Origin of the sequence: Paracoccus ferrooxidans (assembly GCF_029909815.1) — a bacterium.
GTDB classification, from domain to species: Bacteria; Pseudomonadota; Alphaproteobacteria; order Rhodobacterales; family Rhodobacteraceae; genus Paracoccus; species Paracoccus versutus.
In genome coordinates this window covers 2,101,972-2,121,542 of sequence record NZ_CP038198.1, presented here as the reverse complement: position 1 = coordinate 2,121,542, position 19,571 = coordinate 2,101,972, and the positions used below count along the sequence as shown (strand labels likewise).

Sequence of the window (19,571 nt, the reverse complement as noted above, 5' to 3'; positions counted from 1 at the left end):
CTAGGTAGAACGCCCGGCAAGGATAAGGAACAGGCAAGAGGGCAGAGATGACCGAGAAACCCGTCGCGCTGATCGTGCTGGCCGCCGGACAGGGCAGCCGCATGCAGTCGGACCTGCCCAAGGTGCTGCACCGGCTGGGCGGCCTGCCGCTGGTCGCCCATGCGCTTGCCGCCGGCCGGACGCTGGAACCCGAGGCGGTGGTCGTCGTCGCCGGCCATGGCGCCGAGGCGGTGGCCAAGGCCGTGGCCAAGCTCGACCCCGAGGCGCAGATCGCCCTGCAGCAGGAACAGCTGGGCACCGCCCATGCCGTCAGCCAGGCCCTGCCGGCGCTGGAGGGCTTCGAGGGCCGGGTGATCGTGCTTTACGGCGACACCCCCTTCATCGGGCAGGAAACGCTGGCAAGCCTTGCCGCCCATCCCGCCGATGTGGTGGTGCTGGGCTTCGAGGCTGCCGACCCCGGCCGCTACGGCCGCCTCGTCACCGGCCCCGAGGGGCTGGAGCGGATCGTCGAATACAAGGATGCCGACGAGGCGACGCGGGCGATCCGCCTGGTCAATTCCGGCGTGCTGGCGGCGGATGCGGCCTTGCTGCGCGAATTCCTGCCCCGGATCGGCAACCGCAATGCGGCGGGCGAATATTACCTGACCGACATCCCCGGACTGGCCCGCGCCGCCGGCCACCGGGTCGAGGTCGTGACCTGCGACGAAGCCGAGACGCTGGGCATCAACACCCGCGCCGAACTGGCGCAGGCCGAGGCCGCCTTCCAGGCCCGCGCCCGCGCCCAGGCGCTGGAGGACGGCGTGACGCTGAGCGACCCCGCGACGGTCTGGTTCGCGCTGGACACCTGCATCGGCCGCGACGCGGTGATCGGGCAGAACGTGGTCTTCGGCCCCGGCGTGACCGTGGAAAGCGGCGCCGAGATCCTGCCCTTCTGCCACCTGGAGGGCTGCCATGTCAGCGCCGGCGCCACGGTCGGCCCCTTTGCCCGGCTGCGCCCCGGCGCGGAACTGGGCGGCGACGTGCATGTCGGCAATTTCGTCGAGATCAAGAATTCGGTGCTGGACGAAGGCGTCAAGGTCGGCCACCTGACCTATCTGGGCGATGCCCATGTCGGCGAGGCGACGAATATCGGCGCCGGCACCGTGACTTGCAATTACGACGGCGTCGGCAAGCATCGGACCGAGATCGGCGCCCATGCCTTCATCGGCTCGGACACCATGCTGGTGGCTCCGGTCCGGGTGGGGGCGCGGGCGATGACCGGCTCGGGCTCGGTCATCACCCAGGACGTGCCGGACGACGCGCTGGCGCTGGGACGCGCCAAGCAGGTGGTGAAGCCGGGCCTCGCCACGCGGCTGATGCAGGCCTTGCGCCAGAAAAAGGGGAACTGACATGTGCGGCATCATCGGAATCCTGGGCGATCACGAGGTTTCGCCCCAACTGGTCGAGGCGCTGAAACGGCTGGAATACCGCGGCTATGACAGCGCCGGCGTGGCGACCGTGGACGCCTCGGGGCGGCTGGACCGCCGCCGCGCCGTAGGCAAGCTGGTGAACCTGTCCGACCGGCTGGTGCATGAGCCGCTGACCGGGCATGCCGGCATCGGCCATACCCGCTGGGCCACCCATGGCGCCGCGACCGAGGCCAACGCCCATCCCCATCGCCGCGGCCCGGTCGCCGTGGTCCATAACGGCATCATCGAGAACTTCCGCGAGCTGCGCGACGAGGTCACGCGGCTGGGGATGCAGCCGGAATCGCAGACCGATACCGAGACCGTGGCGCTGCTGACCGCCTGGCACATGGACCAGGGCCTTGCGCCCGTCGAGGCGGCGCGGGCCACGCTGGCGCGCCTGCACGGCGCCTTTGCGCTGGCCTTCCTGTTCGAGGGCGAGCCCGACCTGATGATCGCCGCCCGCAAGGGCAGCCCGCTGGCAGTGGGCCATGGCACGGGCGAGATGTTCCTTGGCTCGGACGCGGTGGCGCTGGCGCCCTTCACCGACCGCATCACCTATCTGGAAGACGGCGACCACGCCATCATCCGCCGCGCGGGGGCCGAGATCTTCGACGCCGAAGGCCGCCCCGCCAATCGCGAGATCCAGCAGATCGACGTGGGCGCGACCCAGATCGACAAGGCCGGCTACCGGCATTTCATGGCCAAGGAGATCGCCGAGCAGCCGGTGGTGCTGGGCGACGCGCTGAACCACTACATCAAGGGTGACCGGATCGTGCTGCCCGAGGCGCTGGATTTCCGCGACGTGGACCGGCTGGTGCTGGTCGGCTGCGGCACCGCCTTCTATGCCGCCCATGTCGCCCGCTACTGGTTCGAGGGGCTGGCCGGCCTGCCCTGCGACCTCGACGTGGCCTCCGAGTTCCGCTATCGTGAGCCGCCGCTTTCGCCGAAAAGCTGGGCGCTCTTCGTCAGCCAGTCGGGCGAGACGGCGGACACCCTGGCCGCGCTGCATTACGCCCGCGACAAGGTGGCGCGCACGGTGGGGGTGGTGAACGTGGGCACCTCGGCCATCGCGCGCGATGCCGACATCGCCCTGCCGACGCTGGCCGGGATCGAGGTCGGCGTCGCCTCGTCCAAGGCCTTCACCTGCCAGCTTGCGGTGCTGGCGGTGCTGGCCTTGAAGGCGGCGCGGGATCGCGGCCGCATCTCGGAGGCCGAGCTGGCCGCGCATCTGGCGGACCTGCGCGCGCTGCCGGGGCTGCTGAACCAGGCGCTGGCGGTCAGCGACGAATGCCGCCGCCTGGCCGGCTGGCTCAGCGAGGCGCAGGACGTGCTGTATCTGGGCCGCGGCGCGCTTTACCCGGTGGCGCTGGAGGGGGCGCTGAAGCTCAAGGAACTCAGCTATATCCATGCCGAGGGCTATGCCTCGGGCGAGCTGAAGCACGGCCCGATCGCGCTGGTCGACCGCAACGTGCCGGTGGTGGTGCTGGCACCGCGCGACGCCCTGTTCGAAAAGACCGTCTCGAACATGCAGGAGGTGATGGCGCGCCACGGGCAGGTGCTGCTGATCTCGGATGCCGAGGGGCTGGAGACCGGCGGCCATGGCATGCGGGCCGGGCTGGCGATGCCCGCGGGCGGCGGGCTGTTCCAGCCCATCCTTTACGCGGTGCCGATGCAATATCTGGCCTATCATACCGCGGTGGCGAAGGGCACCGACGTAGATCAGCCCCGCAACCTGGCGAAATCGGTGACGGTGGAATAGGGCGGGTCGGCAGTCGGGGCATATGGGAAGTTACTTTTAGGTCAGGACCCATTGATCTGTCATAGCCAGAAGATGACGGTTGCAGCGAGGGCGATGGCTGAGAGAAATACCTTTGGAGATCCGTCGTATCGGATGGCGACCCTGCGCCAGTCTTTCAGGCGACCGAACATGATCTTGATGCGGTTGCGGCGTTTGTAGCGCGTAACCGATGCAAAGCTCCCCGAAATGCACCTTTCCCGAAAGTTTTTTTTGGCAGGCATCTTAAGCGGGAGCGCGTGATACGCCCCGGCAGGAGAACCGATTCGGCACGAGAGGTAGCTGCCCGGTGTGTTGTGCGGCACCCCAGGCGCGCGTACGGCGGTTTTCCTGCATGGCGGGCCGGGCGGCAGGGGCAATCCCGATCAGAGGCGCTTCTTCGATCCCGCGCGTTACGACCTGCTCCTGTTCGATGAGCGGGGCTGCCGCACATGTCGCCCCATCGCTTCCAGCGATTGTAGAGCCTTTCGGGAACTTACGCGGCCCCACTGGGGTCACCGTTTCCCTCAAGTCGGCGGTCCGTATTCCTTCGGTGCGTTCCGCCAACATAATCCATTGTGATTGATGAATATTATGCCGCTGACAACACTTGGGTCATCCACACATGGCCTGCCATGGCTCTTTGGAAAGAACGGCCGTAGCCGCGCCATCTGCGCATCCGTCAGCCAGAAAAGATTGCTCATCGATGAGTCTCCTTAACGAGGCTGAATCACGAGAAAACGGCAAAATCAATGGGTCCTGACCCTAGCGGCAACGCATCCGCGGGGATCGCCGCAGATAGCGCGAAAATGCGCAGCTCTTTCGAGAATACGGCCGTTGCCGGCAATACGCCGGGTTTCTATCAACTCGCGCAGATGGACGCCGCAGCCGATGCAAAAAGCACCCCTCAACGCCGCGGAGGCCAGCAAGTTCGCCTCGCGGCCAGTAGTGCGTGGCATGTGCGAGGCTGCTCGCCCTGCCCGACCAGCTGGCACAGATGAACGCTGGGAACATTCTCGTTGGCAGGCCAAGGCCAGGACCGGTGTGCCATGGCCCATGCCCTCCGAGCGCCCGAAAGGGCATGCGTCACCTGGCGGCAACGTGAGGGCCCAGAGGGCACGACGGGATCTCATGAAAGAGATCCCCGGACGCTGTGCCACGGGTGACGCCCAAGCCGTATGCTTCCGACCCTGCCGTTCGGCATCGGCCTGGCGCTTGCCGACTTTGCGCCCCCCGGTGCTGCGCAGGGGATCTCCTGCATGCCAATCGAGAAGATCGAAACCCGCGGCGCGAAATGCCTGCCTGCGTCCAGCATCAGACAGGCGGGCACCCTTTAAAGGGTAGCTGCCACGGCTTGGCGGAGTTCAACGGCACCCTATAGGGTCGTGACCGAACTCCATATCGAGGCTCTATCAAGGCGGGGGCTGATCACATCGCGCGTCTATCTGCCCGCATAGGACCGACGCAGCGGCATGTTGCAACTAGCCGCGGTCGAAGGCGGGATCGAAGCCGCGGGGTTTCGCAACTGTCAGGGCGTGAAGATGGCGCTGAGCGTCCTCACGCCGTGCGAATGCATCGGCAACCCCTGGAGGTCGGACCCACATGGATTCATCGGTGATCCGATCCACCAAATGCGGTGACTAAACCGGCTAAGCCGGGTTTTCCTCGATGATGACAAGATCGCGCTCGGCCGCCTCTCGGGCGTGGTCCAGCGCCGCCTGATACTCGGCCGAACGATAGCAGGCCACCGCATCCTCGACGCTGGGAAAGCGCGCCACCACGTTCCGGGCACGGTCCTTGCCTTCAAGCTGCACATAGCGCGAGCCGCGGGCAAGAAAGACCCCGCCATGCGCGGCAATCGCCGGACCCGCCAGCCGGGCATACTCGCCATAGGCCTCGGGGTCGGTCACGTTGACATGGGCGATCCACAGTGCGGTCATGCTTTCTCTCCGATCAGGGTTTCGACGGCGGCGATCGCGCTGTCGGCAGCGGCAAGGCTGGGCGCCCCGCCCTGGGCGCGGTCGGGCCGGCCGCCGCCGCCCTTGCCGCCAAGCGCAGCCGTCGCGGCCTGCACCAGTTCGACGGCGTTGATCCGGCCGGTCAGGTCAGGGGTCACGCCGGCCGCCACCGTCGCCTTGCCGTCCGCCTCGGCCAGCACCACCACTGCGCCCGAACCAAGCCGCGACTTCATCTCGTCGACCAACGGGCCAAGCTCCTTGCCGCTTACCCCCTCGACGCGGCGGGCGATCAGCTTGACGCCGTTGATCTCGCGCGGCTTGTCCTCGGAGCCGCCGCCCATGGCCAGTTGGCGCTTGAGCTGCGCAACCTCGTTGGCCAGCGCCTTGCGCTCATCAGCCAGGGCGCGAACCTTGTTCACCACGTCGCCGGTCTGCGCCTTGAGGATGCCGGCGATTTCATTGAGTTCGCCATCCACGCGGCGCAACTCGTCCATCGCCGCCTGGCCGGTCAGCGCCTCGATGCGACGGATGCCGGCGGCGGATGCGGTTTCCGAGGTCAGCGCGAACATGCCGATGTCGCCGGTGCGCGCGACATGCGTGCCGCCGCAAAGCTCCAGCGAATAGGTCTGGCCGCCGGTGCCCTTGCCCGAGCCCGGCAGATCACCCATCGAGACCACGCGCACCTCGTCGCCATATTTCTCGCCGAACAGCGCCTGTGCCCCCAGGGCGCGGGCGTCGTCCGGGGTCATGATCCGGGTCTCGACCGGGCTGTTCTGGCGGATGAAGTCGTTCACTTCGCGCTCGACCCGCACCAGTTCCTCGGGCGTCATCGCCTTGGCATGGCTGAAGTCGAAACGCAGCCGGTCGGGCGCGTTCAGGCTGCCGCGCTGCGCGACATGTTCGCCCAGGGCGCGGCGCAGCGCCTCGTGCAGCAGATGCGTGGCCGAGTGGTTGGCGCGAATGGCGCTGCGGCGGTCGTGGTCGACGGAAAGCTGCGCGCCCTGGCCGCGCTGGATCGTGCCCAGCGTCACCTCGGCGATATGGATGAAGACGCCGCCGGTCTTTTTCGTGTCGGTCACGCGCGCGGCGCCGGTCTCGGTCTTGATCAGCCCGGTATCGCCGACCTGGCCGCCGGATTCGGCATAGAAGGGCGTCTGGTTCACCACGATCTGCACCGCCTGGCCCTCGCCCGCCTCCTCGACGGCGGCACCGTCCTGCACCAGTGCCAGGATCTGGCCTTCGCTGATCTCGGTGTCATAGCCCAGGAACTCGGTCGCGCCATGTTCTTCGGCGATGTCGAACCAGATCGTGGCGTCCTTGGTCTCGCCCGAGCCGGCCCAGGCGGCGCGGGCCTTGGCCTTCTGCTCGGCCATCGCCGAATCGAAGCCGGCCGTGTCGACCGCGCGGCCCTTTTCGCGCAACGCGTCCTGGGTCAGGTCCAGCGGGAAGCCATAGGTATCGTAAAGCTTGAAGGCCGCCTCGCCCGGCAGGTTCGCCCCCTCGGGCAGCTTCGCCAACTCGTCGTCCAGCAGCCGCAAGCCGCGGTCCAGCGTCTGCTTGAAGCGGGTCTCCTCCAGCTTCAGCGTCTCCTCGATCAGCGCCTGCGCGCGGCCAAGCTCTGGATAGGCGGCGCCCATCTCGCGCACCAGCGCCGGGACCAGGCGGTGCATCACCGGATCCTTGGCGCCCAGCATATGGGCGTGACGCATGGCGCGGCGCATGATGCGGCGCAGCACATAGCCGCGCCCCTCGTTCGAGGGCATGACCCCGTCGGCGATCAGGAAGCTGGTCGAGCGCAGATGGTCGGCGATGACGCGGTGATGCACCTTGCCGGGGCCATCCGGGTCGGCGCTGGTCGCATGCGCACTGGCCTCGATCAGGCTGCGCATCAGATCGGTGTCGTAATTGTCATGCTTGCCCTGCAAGAGCGCACCGATCCGCTCCAGCCCCATGCCGGTGTCGATGGACTGCATGTCCAGCGCCCGCATCGAGCCGTCCTCGAACTGCTCGTTCTGCATGAAGACGAGGTTCCAGATCTCGATGAAGCGGTCGCCGTCTTCCTCGGCCGAGCCGGGCGGGCCGCCCCAGATCTGCTCGCCATGGTCATAGAAGATCTCGGTGCAGGGGCCGCAGGGGCCGGTCGGGCCCATCTGCCAGAAATTGTCGCTGGTGGGGATGCGGATGATGCGGTCGTCGGAAAGCCCCGCGACCTTCTTCCAGATGTCCGCCGCCTCGTCATCGGTGTGATAGACCGTGACCAGCAGCTTGTCCCTGGGAATGCCGAAATCCTTGGTCAGCAACTCCCAGGCAAAGGGAATCGCGCCTTCCTTGAAATAATCGCCGAAGCTGAAATTCCCCAGCATCTCGAAGAAGGTATGGTGGCGCGCGGTATAGCCGACATTGTCGAGGTCGTTGTGCTTGCCGCCGGCGCGCACGCATTTCTGCGCGGTGGTGGCGCGCTTGTAGTCGCGGGTCTCGACCCCGGTGAACAGGTTCTTGAACTGCACCATGCCCGAGTTGGTGAACATCAGGGTCGGGTCGTTTCGCGGCACCAGGGGACTCGACTCGACGACCCTGTGGCCGTTGCGTTCGAAATAGTTCAGAAAGGTCGAGCGGATGTCATTCAAGCTGGGCATATCAGGCCTTCATCGCAAAGCGGTCTTTCCGGCCAGAACCGGTGTGCCGCCCGGTCTAGCCCCAGCCATGGCGGCTGTCCAGCAATCCTGCATGGCCTGGCGCCGACGGCAGTTTCTTCCTTGTGCAAATATCCTGGGGGAACGCTTCCTGCGCCCCATCCAGGGGCGCAGGAAGCGTGGGGGCAAAGCCCCCGTGCCTCGTCTCGGACACCGACCCGATCGGGGGGTCAGTCTTCGGCCATCACCTCGTCGCCGTCATCCTTGACGCCGAAGTCCAGCCCATGGCTGGCGCGGATCTTGTCCTCGATCGCATAGGCCATGTCGGGATGGTCGCGCAGGAACTGCTTGGCATTTTCACGACCCTGGCCGATGCGCTCGTCGCCATAAGAATACCAGGATCCCGATTTCTCGACCACGCCGGCCTTGACGCCCAGGTCGATCAACTCGCCAACCTTCGAGATGCCCTCGCCATACATGATGTCGAATTCGACCTCGCGGAAGGGGGGCGCGACCTTGTTCTTCACCACCTTGACCCGGGTGGCATTGCCGGTCACCTCGTCCCGGTCCTTGATCGAGCCCGTGCGGCGGATGTCCAGGCGCACCGAGGCATAGAACTTCAGCGCATTGCCGCCGGTGGTCGTCTCGGGGCTACCGAACATCACCCCGATCTTCATGCGAATCTGGTTGATGAAGATCACCATGCAGTTCGACCGCCCGATGCTGGCGGTCAGCTTGCGCATCGCCTGGCTCATCAGCCGGGCCTGGCTGCCCATCTGCATGTCGCCCATGTCGCCCTCGATCTCGGATTTCGGCGTCAGCGCCGCCACCGAATCGACCACGACCAGGCTGACCGCGCCCGAGCGCACCAGCGTATCGACGATCTCCAGCGCCTGCTCGCCCGTGTCGGGCTGGCTGATCAGCAGCTCGTCCAGGTTGACGCCCAGCCTTTTGGCGTATTGTGGGTCCAGCGCGTGTTCGGCATCGACGAAGGCGCAGACGCCGCCCTTCTTCTGCTCCTCGGCCACGACATGCAGCGTCAGCGTGGTCTTGCCCGAGCTTTCCGGCCCGAAGATCTCGATGATCCGGCCCTTGGGCAGGCCGCCGATCCCCAGCGCGATGTCGAGCCCCAGCGAGCCGGTCGAAGTGGCCTCAATCTCGGCCACCGGGTTGTCGGCGCCCAGCTTCATGATCGAGCCCTTGCCGAACTGCCGTTCGATCTGGGCCAGCGCGCTGTCCAGCGCCTTCTGCTTGTCTGCGGATCGCTTGTCGTTCATGTCGAAAAGTGTTGCCCCTGCCATGCGGTCCTCATGCTTATTTCACACCCCGCCATCCGGGGCAATCAGCGCCCGCCCGCCCTTTTGTTCACGGGATGTTCCTATTTGCGCATCATTGCGCGGAAATGCAAGTCCTGCTTCGCGAATCGGAAGATCTCTCTTCTTCCTGGGCCAGGATGCCGCAAAAGGATTAAGAAACGGTTTACACTCCCAGGGCGAATGGCTATCCCGCGCCATGCCGCAATGGCTGAAAGTTTGCAGGAAATGCTGATATTCTGGGAAAGACGGCTGGTTTTCCTGGCCACGCCGAAAGCAGGATCCACCGCGGTCGAGACCGCGCTCGAGCCCCTCGCCAATGTCGCCGTCCAGCGCCCGGCCGAGCTGAAGCACGCCGATCTGCGCACCTATCGCCGCCATATCGAGCCCTGGCTGCATTCCGTCACCGGCGAGAAATTCACCACCATCGCCCTGATGCGCGAACCGATCGGATGGCTGCGCAGCTGGTATCGCTTTCGCCTGCGCGACGACGGCGAAGACCCGAACCATGCCATGATCGGCCTCAACTTCGCGGATTTCGCGCAGGCCTATGCCGATCCCGCGGGCCCCGACATCGCCCGCGTCGGCGCCCAGGCGGATTTCCTGACCGCGGAAGCGGATCGCATCGATCGCATCTTTCGCTACGAGGATATGGAGGCCTTCACCCATTTCCTCGAGGATCGGCTGGATTGCGCGATCAGCCTGCCCCGCGTCAACGTGCCTCCGGCGGTCGATGTCAGCCTGAATGCCCAGCAGGAATCCCTGCTGCGCAAGGTCATGGCGCGGGATTTCGCGCTTTACGATACGCTTTGATCCACCCGCACCCGAGGGGGTCTAGCCACCGCCCTCCAATTGTCGCGCCACCAGCGCGGTCAGGTCCGAAAGCGAGAACGGCTTTGCTAGGAAGGCCGCACCCGGCACCGGTGGCCGTCCCTCGGAAAAGATGTCCTCGGCATAGCCCGACATGAAGATGACCTTCGTGCCGGGCCGGTCGCGCAGCGCGGTGCGCACCCAGGCCGGCCCGTCCATGCCGGGCATCACCACGTCGGTCACGAAGACGTCGACTACAAGCCGCCGGTCGGCCAGCAGCGACAAGGCATCTTCGGCACAGGCGGCCTCGAGCACGTCAAAGCCCTGCAACTTGAGCGCCCGGCTGGCAAAGGCCCGCACCGGCGCCTCGTCCTCGACCAGCAGGACCGTCGCCTCGACGTCGCGGCGCGCGCGAATCGGCCCGGAGGGGGCCGGGGCCTGCACCTCTTCGGGGTTGCCGCGGTCATGGGCCGGGAAGAACAGGGAAAAGCAGCTGCCCTCGCCCGGCGTGCTGTCGCAGAAGATATAGCCGCCGGTCTGCTTCACGATGCCATAGGCGGTGGACAGGCCAAGCCCCGTCCCCTCGCCGGTGCGCTTGGTGGTGAAGAAGGGCTCGAAGATCTTGGCCAGGTCGTCGGCGGCGATGCCGCAGCCCTGGTCGCAGACCTGGACGCGGACATAGTCCCCGGCCGGCAGGGTGGCGCGGCCGAATTCGGTCCTGGCCTCCAGCCGGAGATTGTCGGTGCAGATGGCGATATCGCCGCCCTCGGGCATGGCATCGCGGGCATTCACCACCAGGTTCATGATCACCTGCTCCAGCTGGCGGCGGTCGGCATGGATCATCCGCAGGGCCGGATCATGGTCGAAGGTCAGCACGATCCGCTCGCCCACCAGCCGGTTGAGCAGATGCGTCAGCTCCGAAAGCGTGTCGCGCAGGTCCATGATCTGCGGCTTGAGCGTCTGCTTGCGCGAAAACGCCAGCAACTGCCGGACCAGCGCCGCCGCCCGGTTGGCGTTCTGGCTGATCTGGTCCAGGTCGGCATAATCGGGATCGGCCTTGTCGTGGCGCAGCATCAGCAGGTCGCAATGCCCGGTGATCGCGGTCAACAGGTTGTTGAAATCATGGGCAATGCCGCCGGCAAGCTGGCCGATGGCCTGCATCTTCTGGCTTTGCACGAATTGCGCCTCGAGCGTCTTGAGCGCGCTGGCATCGGAAAGCACGGCGGTCACATGTTCGTCCCGGCCGCGGGTCAGCGACAGCTGCACGAAACGGTCCGGGCCCTCGGCCCTGACATGCAGCACCTCGCTGCCGCCGACCGTGCGGCCGGCGCTGACATCCGAGATCCAGCCCGCCAGTTCCCGCCCCAGTCCGTCCAGCAGCGTCGCCAGGTTCTGGCCCAGCACCGGCCCGCCCAGTAAGGCGCAGGCGGCGGCATTGGCGCGAACGATATTGGCGGTCGGATCGAGGATCAGCAGCGAGACGGGAAGCAGGTCGAAATCGTCCGCATCCGCCCGCGGCGGCGGGGCGGGGGGCGGTGCCGGGCGCTCGGGCGCGGCCGCCTGCCACAGCTGGATGGCCGAGCCGGCCCGCCGCGTCACCAGATATTCGCCGGCATCGCCCAGATCAGCGCGCACCTTGCCACTGCGCGCCAGCCCAAGGCCAAGGTCGCTCCAAAGCGTCTTCGGATCGGCATGGCGCCGGCCCAGCGCATCCTGCACATGCCGGCCGACCAGGTCGCCGATCCTGTCCAGCCCCACCTGGTTCTGCACCAGGACCAGGCCGTCAGGCCCGACGGCAAAGGCCGGCAGGTCATGGTCCAGGACGGCCGGCAGCACCTGGTTCAGGTCACGCCGCACCGCCAGCCCGCGCCAGAGATGGCGGACCGAGAGCGCGCCCCCCAGCAGATACCAGGCGGTCACGGCCGCCCCCACCGCCAGGAAGGTCGCGCCCCCCGCGGCATGCTGGGGCTGCAAGGCCAGCCAAAGCGCCCCGACCACCGCAGGCAGCGTCAGGAAAGGCAGCAGGATTTGCGCCGCACGCAGGGATTCCGCCCGTTCCGAATTCATCCAGCCCCTCGCAACCCGCATTTTTCCGCTGCATAGCGCATGCGTGTTAACAGAGGGTTAACGGCGGCGCATCAGCGCCAGATAAAAGCCGTCCGAGGCCGAAAGCGGGGAAAAATGCCGCGCCAGGATCTGCTCGAACCGGGGATCGCGCGCCAGGAAGCCCTGCACCTGCTCGTCGTTTTCAACGGCCAGGACCGAGCAGGTCATATAGGCCAGGTGCCCGCCTTCGGCGACGAAGCCCGCCGCCTGCTCCAGGATCAGGGCCTGCCGGCTTGCAAGCCGATCCAGATCGTCGCGGGTCAGGCGCCATTTGGCATCCGGGCTGCGCCGCCAGGTTCCGCTGCCCGAACAGGGCACGTCCGCGACGACCGTGTCGAAGCGGCCCGCCACCTGGCCGGGCGCCGCCAGACGGATGCGCACCCCCGCCCGTTCGGCGCGCGCGGGCAGGTCGGCCATGCGCGCCGCGTCGATGTCATGCGCGACGACCGGGCTTGCGCCCCGCGCCGCCAGCGCCAGCGCCTTGCCGCCGCCGCCGGCGCAGAAATCCAGCAGGCCGCCCCGCGCCGGCAGGGCCGCGCAGGCCATCTGCGGCGACAGATCCTGCAACTCGACCAGCCCTTCGCGATAGGCGCGGCTGGCGGCCAGGCGCCGGGCGCCCTCGGTGATGCGCAGCGCCGTCGGCAGGTCGGGATGGGGCACGGCCGCGATGCCCTCCCCGGCCAGCGCGGCGACGGCTCGGGCGGGATCGGCGCGGCGCAGGTTGACCCGCAGCCAGACCGGCGCACGCTCGCGCATGGCCAGCGCCACGGGCTCGGCATCCGGGCCAAGCGCCTTGCGCCACAGCGGCAGCAGCCAGTCGGGCAGGTCCAGTGCCTCGTCCGGCGTGGGCGCGTGCCCCGCCACCCGCTCGGCATCCGAAAGCAGCGGCGGCCCGTGGCCTTCGCCGGTGAAAAGCGCGTCCGGGTCCAGCCCCTCGTCGCGGCACATGCCAAGCAGCAGCCCGCGCCCGGACAGCGCCCCGCCCAGGGCGGCGCGCGACCGCAGCCGGCGCAGGGCGTCGAAGACCAGATCCCGCACCGCGGCGCGGTCGCCCGAGCCGGCAAAGCGGCTGGCGCGCGCCCAGCGGATCAGCGCCGCTTCGGCGGCCTGCCCGTCAAGGATGCGGTCGAGGATGGCGATGGCCGCGGCGGCACGGGCGGCGGGCGTCATGTCAGGCAGCGTCCCAGGCGCGGCAGGTGGCGGATGGGGTCCAGAAAAGGTGCCGGCGAGGCTTTGTCAATCCCGCCGGGCCACCGCCCCCGGCTGCCAGAGCAAGGCGCCTTCGTCATCGGCCCCGGCCAGGCGGATCGCGATCATCGGCCCACCCCCCGCCGCCAGGGGCGAACGTCCCGCGGCCAGCACCGCCAACGAGCCGGGCCGCCCCGTCACATCGCTGCCAAGGGGCGCGCCAAGCAGCATCACCCGCTCGCGCACCCGGCTGCGACGGGCGGTGCCGATCGCGGCGAAGCTGTTATAGGTCTCGGGCGAATCCGCCATGCCCGAAAATCCCCGTTCGCGCAGCATCTGAAGCAGCGTGTCGAAACGGGCCAGGTAGCGCTGCGCATGGACCGGGGTGCGGGAATGGAACGCCCCCGCCGCCTGCCGCCAATCGCCCGTCTCGTCATGCAGCTGGCGCAGGAAGCGGGCGGCATAGCGGGCGTTTTCCAGCGGATCGAACATCTGCGCCACCGACGAGAAATGCGCGCCGTGCCAGCGATAGTTCAGCTGGAAGCAGCCGATGTCGAGATTGGTGCGCCCCTGCGCCAGACGATCCTGGGCAAAGGCGACGGCGCTGGCGGGATCGTCGAACCAGGTGCCCTCGCCCTCGGCATTGGCGCTCCAGGCCCAGGGGCGCACCAGCCCGTCCAGGCGGCGCCCGGTCTCGGTCAGCGTCAGCGCGCCCAGGATGTCGGCGGGAACCCCGCTCTCCGCCGCGGCCTGCTGCGCGGCCCATTCGCACACCTCGGCCGAGGGCAGCGCCAGCGCGCGGATGGGCGCCAGGACCAGCGCCAGAACATATAGAATTGCAACAAGACGGAACATGAAACGGCCACAGACAAGGACTCTCTGGCCGTCTCTAGCGCGGGGCGGTTAAGATTCGGTAAGCGGGGCCCTTGGCCGGCCCCGCCGCAGGCCGGATCAGCCCAGCCGGTAGTTCGGGCTTTCGCGGGTGATCTGCACGTCGTGGACGTGGCTTTCCTTCAACCCGGCGCCGGTGATGCGCACGAACTGGCAGCCGCCGCGCATCTCGGCCACGGTGGCGTTGCCGGTATAGCCCATGGCGGCGCGCAGGCCGCCGACCAGCTGATGGATCACCGCGGCGGCCGAACCCTTGTAGGGCACCTGCCCCTCGATCCCCTCGGGCACCAGCTTGTCGCTGGCCGCGTCCTTCTGGAAATAGCGGTCGGCCGAGCCGCGGGCCATGGCGCCCAGCGAGCCCATGCCGCGATAGGACTTGAAGCTGCGGCCCTGGTACAGGATCACCTCGCCGGGGCTTTCGTCGGTGCCGGCGATGGCCGAGCCGACCATGGCGCAGGACGCCCCCGCCGCGATGGCCTTGGCGAAATCGCCCGAGAACTTGATGCCGCCATCCGCGATCACCGGCACCTCGCCCGCGCCGCGCGCCGCATCCATGATGGCCGTCAGCTGCGGCACGCCCACGCCCGCGACGATGCGCGTGGTGCAGATCGAGCCCGGCCCGATGCCGACCTTGATCGCATCCGCCCCGGCATCGACCAGCGCCCGCGCGGCATCGGCCGTCGCCACGTTGCCGGCGATGACCTGCACCGCGTTCGAATGCGCCTTGATGCGGGAAACGGCGCGCGCCACGCCTTCGGAATGGCCATGCGCGGTGTCGATCACCACCAGGTCCACCCCGGCCTCGACCAGCGCCAGGCTGCGCTCATAGCCCTCGTCGCCGACGGTCGAGGCGGCGGCGACGCGCAGCCGGCCCAGCTCGTCCTTGCAGGCCAGGGGGTTCAGCACCGATTTCTCGGTATCCTTCAGCGTCAGCAGGCCGGTCAGCTTGCCTTCGGCATTGGTGATCAGCAGCTTCTCGATGCGGCGGGCCTTCATCAGGTCGATGGCCTCGGCTCGGTCGGCCGGCTCGCGCAGGATGGCGAGGTTGCCCGAGGTCATCACCGCCCGCACGGGCATGTCGTCGCTGTTGGCAAAGCGCATGTCGCGGTTGGTGATGATGCCGACCACGCGCCCGGCCGCGTCCACCACCGGAAAGCCGGTGACGTTGTAGCGCTCCTGCAGGGCCTTGGCATCGGCGATGGTCTGGTCGGGGGTCAGGGTGATCGGGTCGTAGACGATGCCCGATTCGAAACGCTTCACCCGGCGGACCTCGTCGGCCTGCTGCTCGGCGGTCAGGTTGCGGTGGATCACGCCGATGCCGCCGGCCTGGGCCATGGCGATGGCCATGCGGCTTTCGGTGACGGTATCCATGGCGCTGGACAGCAGCGGGATGTTCATGCGGATCTGCTTGGTGACATAGGTCGTCACGTCGGCGGTCGAGGGCATCACCGAGGACGCCGCAGGAACGAGGAGAACATCGTCGAAGGTCAAAGCCTCACGAATCTGCATGGGAGCATCCTTGTCAGGGGTTCGTTTGGCAGTTTCCCATTTCACGCGTCGGCGGGAATGTCCAGACCGTCAGGCGATGGCCGCGTTGGTTTTCATGGCCAGCCCGCCGCTGGCCCAGGCGCGCCAGACCCGGAACAGGATCGGCAGCACCACCAGGCTTGCCGTCACCAGCAGGATCTGCGCCGGCAGCGCCCAGCCCGGCGCAAGGCCCGAGACCGCGGTCCACAGCCCCGCCGTCGCCGCCAGCGGGAAGGTGAAGGCGCCCCAGAGCGGCGAGAACCCCGCCTCGACCAGCCAGCGCAGGCGCAGGGCGGCCAGGACCAGCGCCGCGGCCGCCGCCCAGGCCAGCCCCAGCGCCACCTGCTGCCAGCCAAGCGCGGCGGCGACATTGCCCAGCATGGCGATGGGGGCCAGGTGGATCATCAGCAGCGGGCGCAAGGGCGCCGGCAGCCGCTCGGTCAGGGCCTGATACAGGCTGGCGGCCCAGACGAAGCCCGCCATGGCCGCCATCGGCCACCACAGCGCCTGGGCCAGCGCCGTCCAGCCGAAGCCGGCGGCCGCCTGCGCGGCGACGATGGGCCCGACGAAGGTCAGCTGCCAGACCGGCGTCACCCGCCCCTGCCCCGGCGTGCGGGCCATGACCGGGATCGCCACCGCCCAGAAGGCCAGATGCGCCGCCATGCCGGCGACCAGCACCCCCTGGGCCAGGGCCGGCGCAAAGGGGGCAAGCAGCTGCGCCGCGACATAGATGCCGACCAGCGCCGCCGCGATGCCGGCGCGGCCGGGCAGGACGCGCAATTCCTCGACCAGCACGGCGGGGCGGCGAAGCAGCTTGCTGCCATAGGCCAGGACCGCAAAGCCCCAGGCCGCGACGACCATGCCCACCATCATCCCCGAAAGCCCCGGCGGCAGGCCGAAGCGCGCCGTCGCCGCGCGCCAGGCCAGGGCAAGCCCCAGCGCGCCCAGCAGCGGCGGAAAGATGGCGGGCGGAACCCGGCGCCAGAGGCCGGGCGGGTTGAGCCGGGGTGGGGCAAAGCGCATGACGGACCTCCTTGATCCTTCATGTCATAGCGTTGCCGGCAGGCCACGCCAGAGCGGCCGGATGCGTCAGAACGCCGCGTTACCGGGCGCCGGCGATTGACGCAAGCGGGCAGGCTGCCGCAGGTTGAACCAAGGGGTTCGTCACGAACCTGGCTAGGGAGGAAAACCATGAAAAGGATCGTCACCGGCATCGGCGCCCTGCTGGCAAGCGCCGCGCCCGTTCTGGCCGGCGGGATCGAGCGCGCGCCGCAATCGCTGGCACCGCTGTTCGAGCAGGGAAACTACGCCGAACTGAGCTTCGGCGGGGTGAACCCGGACGTGCAGGGCACGGATGCCGCGGGCTTCGGGACGGGTGACGTGGCGCAGGGCTACGGCTTCTTCGGTCTCGCCTACAAGCACCAGTTCACCGACAACCTGTCCGGCGCGATCATCGTCGAGCAGCCCTTCGGCGCGGATGTGCGCTATCCCATGCTCGCCGCTCCATCGCCGTTGATGGATGTGCTGGACGGCACGGCGGTCGAGGTCAATTCGACCACCTACACCGCGCTGCTGCGCTACAAGTTCGACAACAACTTTTCGGTGCATGGCGGCATTCGCGGTTCGCACGCCGACGGTAAGGTTCGGCTGCGCGGCACGGGATATGGCGGCGCCCCGCCGGCAGGCGTAAGCGGATATGATCTCGACCTGGACGGCGCCTGGGGCATGGGCTGGGTCGCGGGGGTGGCTTATGAGATGCCAGAGATCGCCGCGCGGGTCTCGCTGACCTACAATTCGCCGATCACCCACGACTTCAAGATGCACGAGGGGTTCAGCGGCACCGAAATCGCGGCCGACGATTATGAAGTGAAGACTCCGCGCAGCTGGACGCTGGAGGGCCAGACGGGAATTGCTGCCGACACGTTGCTCTTCGGCTCGATCCGCTGGGTGAAGTGGTCCGAGTTCAAGGTGGAGAACCTGGTTTTCCCGCGGCCCACCCCGCTGGGCGACGTGCCGCTGGTCGAGGTCGAGGACACGACCACCTACACGATCGGGGTCGGCCGCAAGTTCACCGAGAACTGGTCGGGGTCGATCTCGTTCCTGTATGAGCCGAGCGAAGGCGACACCGTGTCGCCGTTGGCCCCGGTCAACGGCCGCAAGGGCGTGACGCTGGCGGCGGTCTATACCATGGACAACATCAAGATCACCACCGGCATCAACTATACCAAGCTGGGCGACGCAACCCTTGGCGTCGGGCCCAGCGGCAACAAGCGCGAGGTCGCCAGGATGGATGACGGCGACGCCTGGGGCATCGGAGTCCGCATCGGCTATTCCTTCTGAAGATTGGCGAAAGCTTGAAGGCCCCGGCTCGCGCCGGGGCCATTTTCACAGCTTCTTCGTTGCTTAAATACCCATGGAACATCGCCGGCGGGCGCCGTCGCATGAGTATTTGCAGAACAGAGAAGATCGAGGAGAAGATCAGCCGCGCAAGGCCTGGACCAAGGCGGTGAAATGCTCGCCGCGCTTTTCAAAATTCGGGTATTGGTCGAAGCTGGCGGCGGCGGGGGCAAGCAGGACGGTCTCGCCCGGCTGGGCCTCGGCCGCGGCGCGGGCGACGGCCTGCTCCATGGTCTCGGCGATCTCATGCGGGGTCTGGCCGATCTGGAGCGCGAAGTCGCGCGCGGAATGGCCGATCAGATAGGCCTTGGTGACATTGCCGAGGAAGGGGGCCAGCGCCTCGATGCCGCCGTCCTTGCCCATGCCGCCGGCGATCCAGCGGATGCGCGGGAAGGCGGCCAGCGCCTTGGCGGCGGCATCGACATTGGTGGCCTTGCTGTCGTTGACCCAGGCCACGCCGCCGATCTCGGCCACGGTCTGGCTGCGATGCGGCAGGCCCTGGAAGCTGTGGAAGGCGCGCTCGATCTCGCGCGGGGCGATGCCGACGGCGCGGGTCGCGGCATAGGCGGCGCAGGCGTTCTGGTGGTTGTGCTCGCCCGGCAGCCCCTTGACCTCGCGCAGGTCGATCGAACCGGCCTGGCGGCCCTTGCGGTATTCCGAAAGGAAGCCCTTGCGGGCAAAGACCGACCAGCCGAAATGGTCGAGCTTCTGCCCCGAGGAGATGCGGATCACCCGGTCGTCCGAAGGGGCCATGGCAAGCTGGCCGGCAAGATAGCAGCCCTCGGGCTCGTCGACGCCGATCACGGCGCGGTCCGGCCCGCCCTCGGCGAAAAGCCGGCGCTTGGCGGCGAAATAGCCGCCCAGGCCGCCGTGGCGGTCGAGATGGTCGGGCGAAAGATTGGTGAAGACGGCGACATCCGGGGTCAGGGCGCGGGCCAGGTCGGTCTGGTAGCTGGAGAGTTCCAGCACCACCACCTCGCCGTCATGGGCGGGTTCCAGCGACAGCACGCCGGTGCCGATATTGCCGCCGATCTGGGTCGGGCGGCCGGCTTCCTTCAGGATATGGTGGATCAGCGCGGTGGTGGTGGATTTGCCGTTCGAGCCAGTCACGGCGATCACCCGCGGGGTGGTGTCGAACCGTTCCCATTCCGCCGTGGCGAAGCTGCGGAAGAACAGGCCGACGTCGTTGTCGACCGGCACGCCGAGCGCATAGGCCCTGGCGATGACCGGGTGCGGCTTGGGGTAGAGATGCGGGATGCCGGGGCTGGTGATCAGCGCCGAGATGCCGTCCCAGTTGGCGTCGCGGGTCAGGTCGAGGACGATCATGCCGCCGGCCGCCGCCTGTTCGCGGGTGTCCAGCCCGTCGTCCCAGACCACGACCCGAGCGCCGCCCGCGGCGAGCGCGGCGGCGGTGGCGCGGCCCGAGCGGCCGAGGCCGAGCACGGCGATGGTCTGGTTCTGGACGCCCTGGACCGGGATCATGCTGTTTCCTTCGCTGTTGCAGGCCGGGGGCGCTTCGCCCCCCG

General features: G+C 68.0%; 13 protein-coding genes and 1 pseudogene. 4 read left to right on the top strand and 10 right to left on the bottom strand.

Features of this window, described 5'->3' with window-relative positions:
- Positions 1 to 47: 47 nt before the first annotated feature.
- On the top strand, positions 48 to 1,388 hold the full coding sequence (gene glmU / locus E3U26_RS10625; RefSeq protein WP_499104800.1) for a bifunctional N-acetylglucosamine-1-phosphate uridyltransferase/glucosamine-1-phosphate acetyltransferase: 1,341 nt from the start codon (positions 48 to 50) through the stop codon (positions 1,386 to 1,388).
- Between the two features lies 1 nt (position 1,389).
- The gene (glmS, locus tag E3U26_RS10620) at positions 1,390 to 3,207 is read left to right on the top strand and encodes a glutamine--fructose-6-phosphate transaminase (isomerizing) (protein WP_243783636.1); all 1,818 of its coding nucleotides are present in this window, start codon (positions 1,390 to 1,392) and stop codon (positions 3,205 to 3,207) included.
- Positions 3,208 to 3,266: 59 nt separating this feature from the next.
- Here glmS and E3U26_RS10615 read toward each other — a convergent pair.
- The 4 genes and pseudogenes from E3U26_RS10615 to recA all read right to left on the bottom strand — a co-directional run bounded on the left by E3U26_RS10615 (position 3,267) and on the right by recA (position 9,114).
- Positions 3,267 to 3,926: pseudogene (locus tag E3U26_RS10615) on the bottom strand (transposase).
- A gap of 945 nt (positions 3,927 to 4,871) precedes the next feature.
- On the bottom strand, positions 4,872 to 5,162 hold the full coding sequence (locus tag E3U26_RS10610; protein WP_243783635.1) for a DUF1330 domain-containing protein: 291 nt from the start codon (positions 5,160 to 5,162) through the stop codon (positions 4,872 to 4,874).
- Positions 5,159 to 7,816, bottom strand: a complete 2,658-nt coding sequence (alaS, locus tag E3U26_RS10605; RefSeq protein ID WP_499104799.1) for an alanine--tRNA ligase — start codon at positions 7,814 to 7,816, stop codon at positions 5,159 to 5,161. The genes E3U26_RS10610 and alaS overlap by 4 nt, the downstream gene beginning before the upstream one ends.
- Before the next feature lie 227 nt (positions 7,817 to 8,043).
- The gene (recA, locus tag E3U26_RS10600; protein WP_036750166.1) at positions 8,044 to 9,114 is read right to left on the bottom strand and encodes a recombinase RecA; all 1,071 of its coding nucleotides are present in this window, start codon (positions 9,112 to 9,114) and stop codon (positions 8,044 to 8,046) included.
- Between the two features lie 240 nt (positions 9,115 to 9,354).
- Here recA and E3U26_RS10595 point away from each other — a divergent pair, with 240 nt between their 5' ends.
- Positions 9,355 to 9,939, top strand: a complete 585-nt coding sequence (locus E3U26_RS10595; RefSeq protein ID WP_036750169.1) for a hypothetical protein — start codon at positions 9,355 to 9,357, stop codon at positions 9,937 to 9,939.
- 21 nt (positions 9,940 to 9,960) lie between these two features.
- On the opposite strand, the gene E3U26_RS10590 is transcribed toward E3U26_RS10595, so the two are convergent.
- The 5 genes from E3U26_RS10590 to E3U26_RS10570 all read right to left on the bottom strand — a co-directional run bounded on the left by E3U26_RS10590 (position 9,961) and on the right by E3U26_RS10570 (position 16,671).
- Positions 9,961 to 12,003, bottom strand: a complete 2,043-nt coding sequence (locus E3U26_RS10590; RefSeq protein WP_499104797.1) for a PAS domain-containing hybrid sensor histidine kinase/response regulator — start codon at positions 12,001 to 12,003, stop codon at positions 9,961 to 9,963.
- A gap of 57 nt (positions 12,004 to 12,060) precedes the next feature.
- Complete coding sequence (locus E3U26_RS10585) at positions 12,061 to 13,212, bottom strand: RsmB/NOP family class I SAM-dependent RNA methyltransferase (RefSeq protein ID WP_499104796.1); 1,152 nt, start codon at positions 13,210 to 13,212, stop codon at positions 12,061 to 12,063.
- A 66-nt stretch (positions 13,213 to 13,278) separates the two neighbouring features.
- A complete protein-coding gene (locus E3U26_RS10580) occupies positions 13,279 to 14,085 on the bottom strand; it encodes a lysozyme family protein (protein WP_449044586.1) in 807 nt (268 codons plus the stop codon).
- Between the two features lie 96 nt (positions 14,086 to 14,181).
- The gene (gene guaB, locus E3U26_RS10575) at positions 14,182 to 15,630 is read right to left on the bottom strand and encodes an IMP dehydrogenase (protein ID WP_036750180.1); all 1,449 of its coding nucleotides are present in this window, start codon (positions 15,628 to 15,630) and stop codon (positions 14,182 to 14,184) included.
- Between the two features lie 69 nt (positions 15,631 to 15,699).
- Positions 15,700 to 16,671 carry a TDT family transporter gene (locus E3U26_RS10570; RefSeq protein ID WP_499104795.1) on the bottom strand — a complete coding sequence of 324 codons (972 nt, stop codon included), beginning with the start codon at positions 16,669 to 16,671 and terminating at the stop codon, positions 15,700 to 15,702.
- Between the two features lie 168 nt (positions 16,672 to 16,839).
- Between E3U26_RS10570 and E3U26_RS10565 the strand changes: the two genes are divergently transcribed.
- Complete coding sequence (locus tag E3U26_RS10565) at positions 16,840 to 17,988, top strand: OmpP1/FadL family transporter (protein ID WP_036750186.1); 1,149 nt, start codon at positions 16,840 to 16,842, stop codon at positions 17,986 to 17,988.
- 138 nt (positions 17,989 to 18,126) lie between these two features.
- Here E3U26_RS10565 and murD read toward each other — a convergent pair whose 3' ends face one another.
- Entirely contained in the window at positions 18,127 to 19,527 is a 1,401-nt protein-coding gene (gene murD / locus E3U26_RS10560; protein WP_243783627.1) for a UDP-N-acetylmuramoyl-L-alanine--D-glutamate ligase, read from the bottom strand.
- Positions 19,528 to 19,571: the final 44 nt, after the last annotated feature.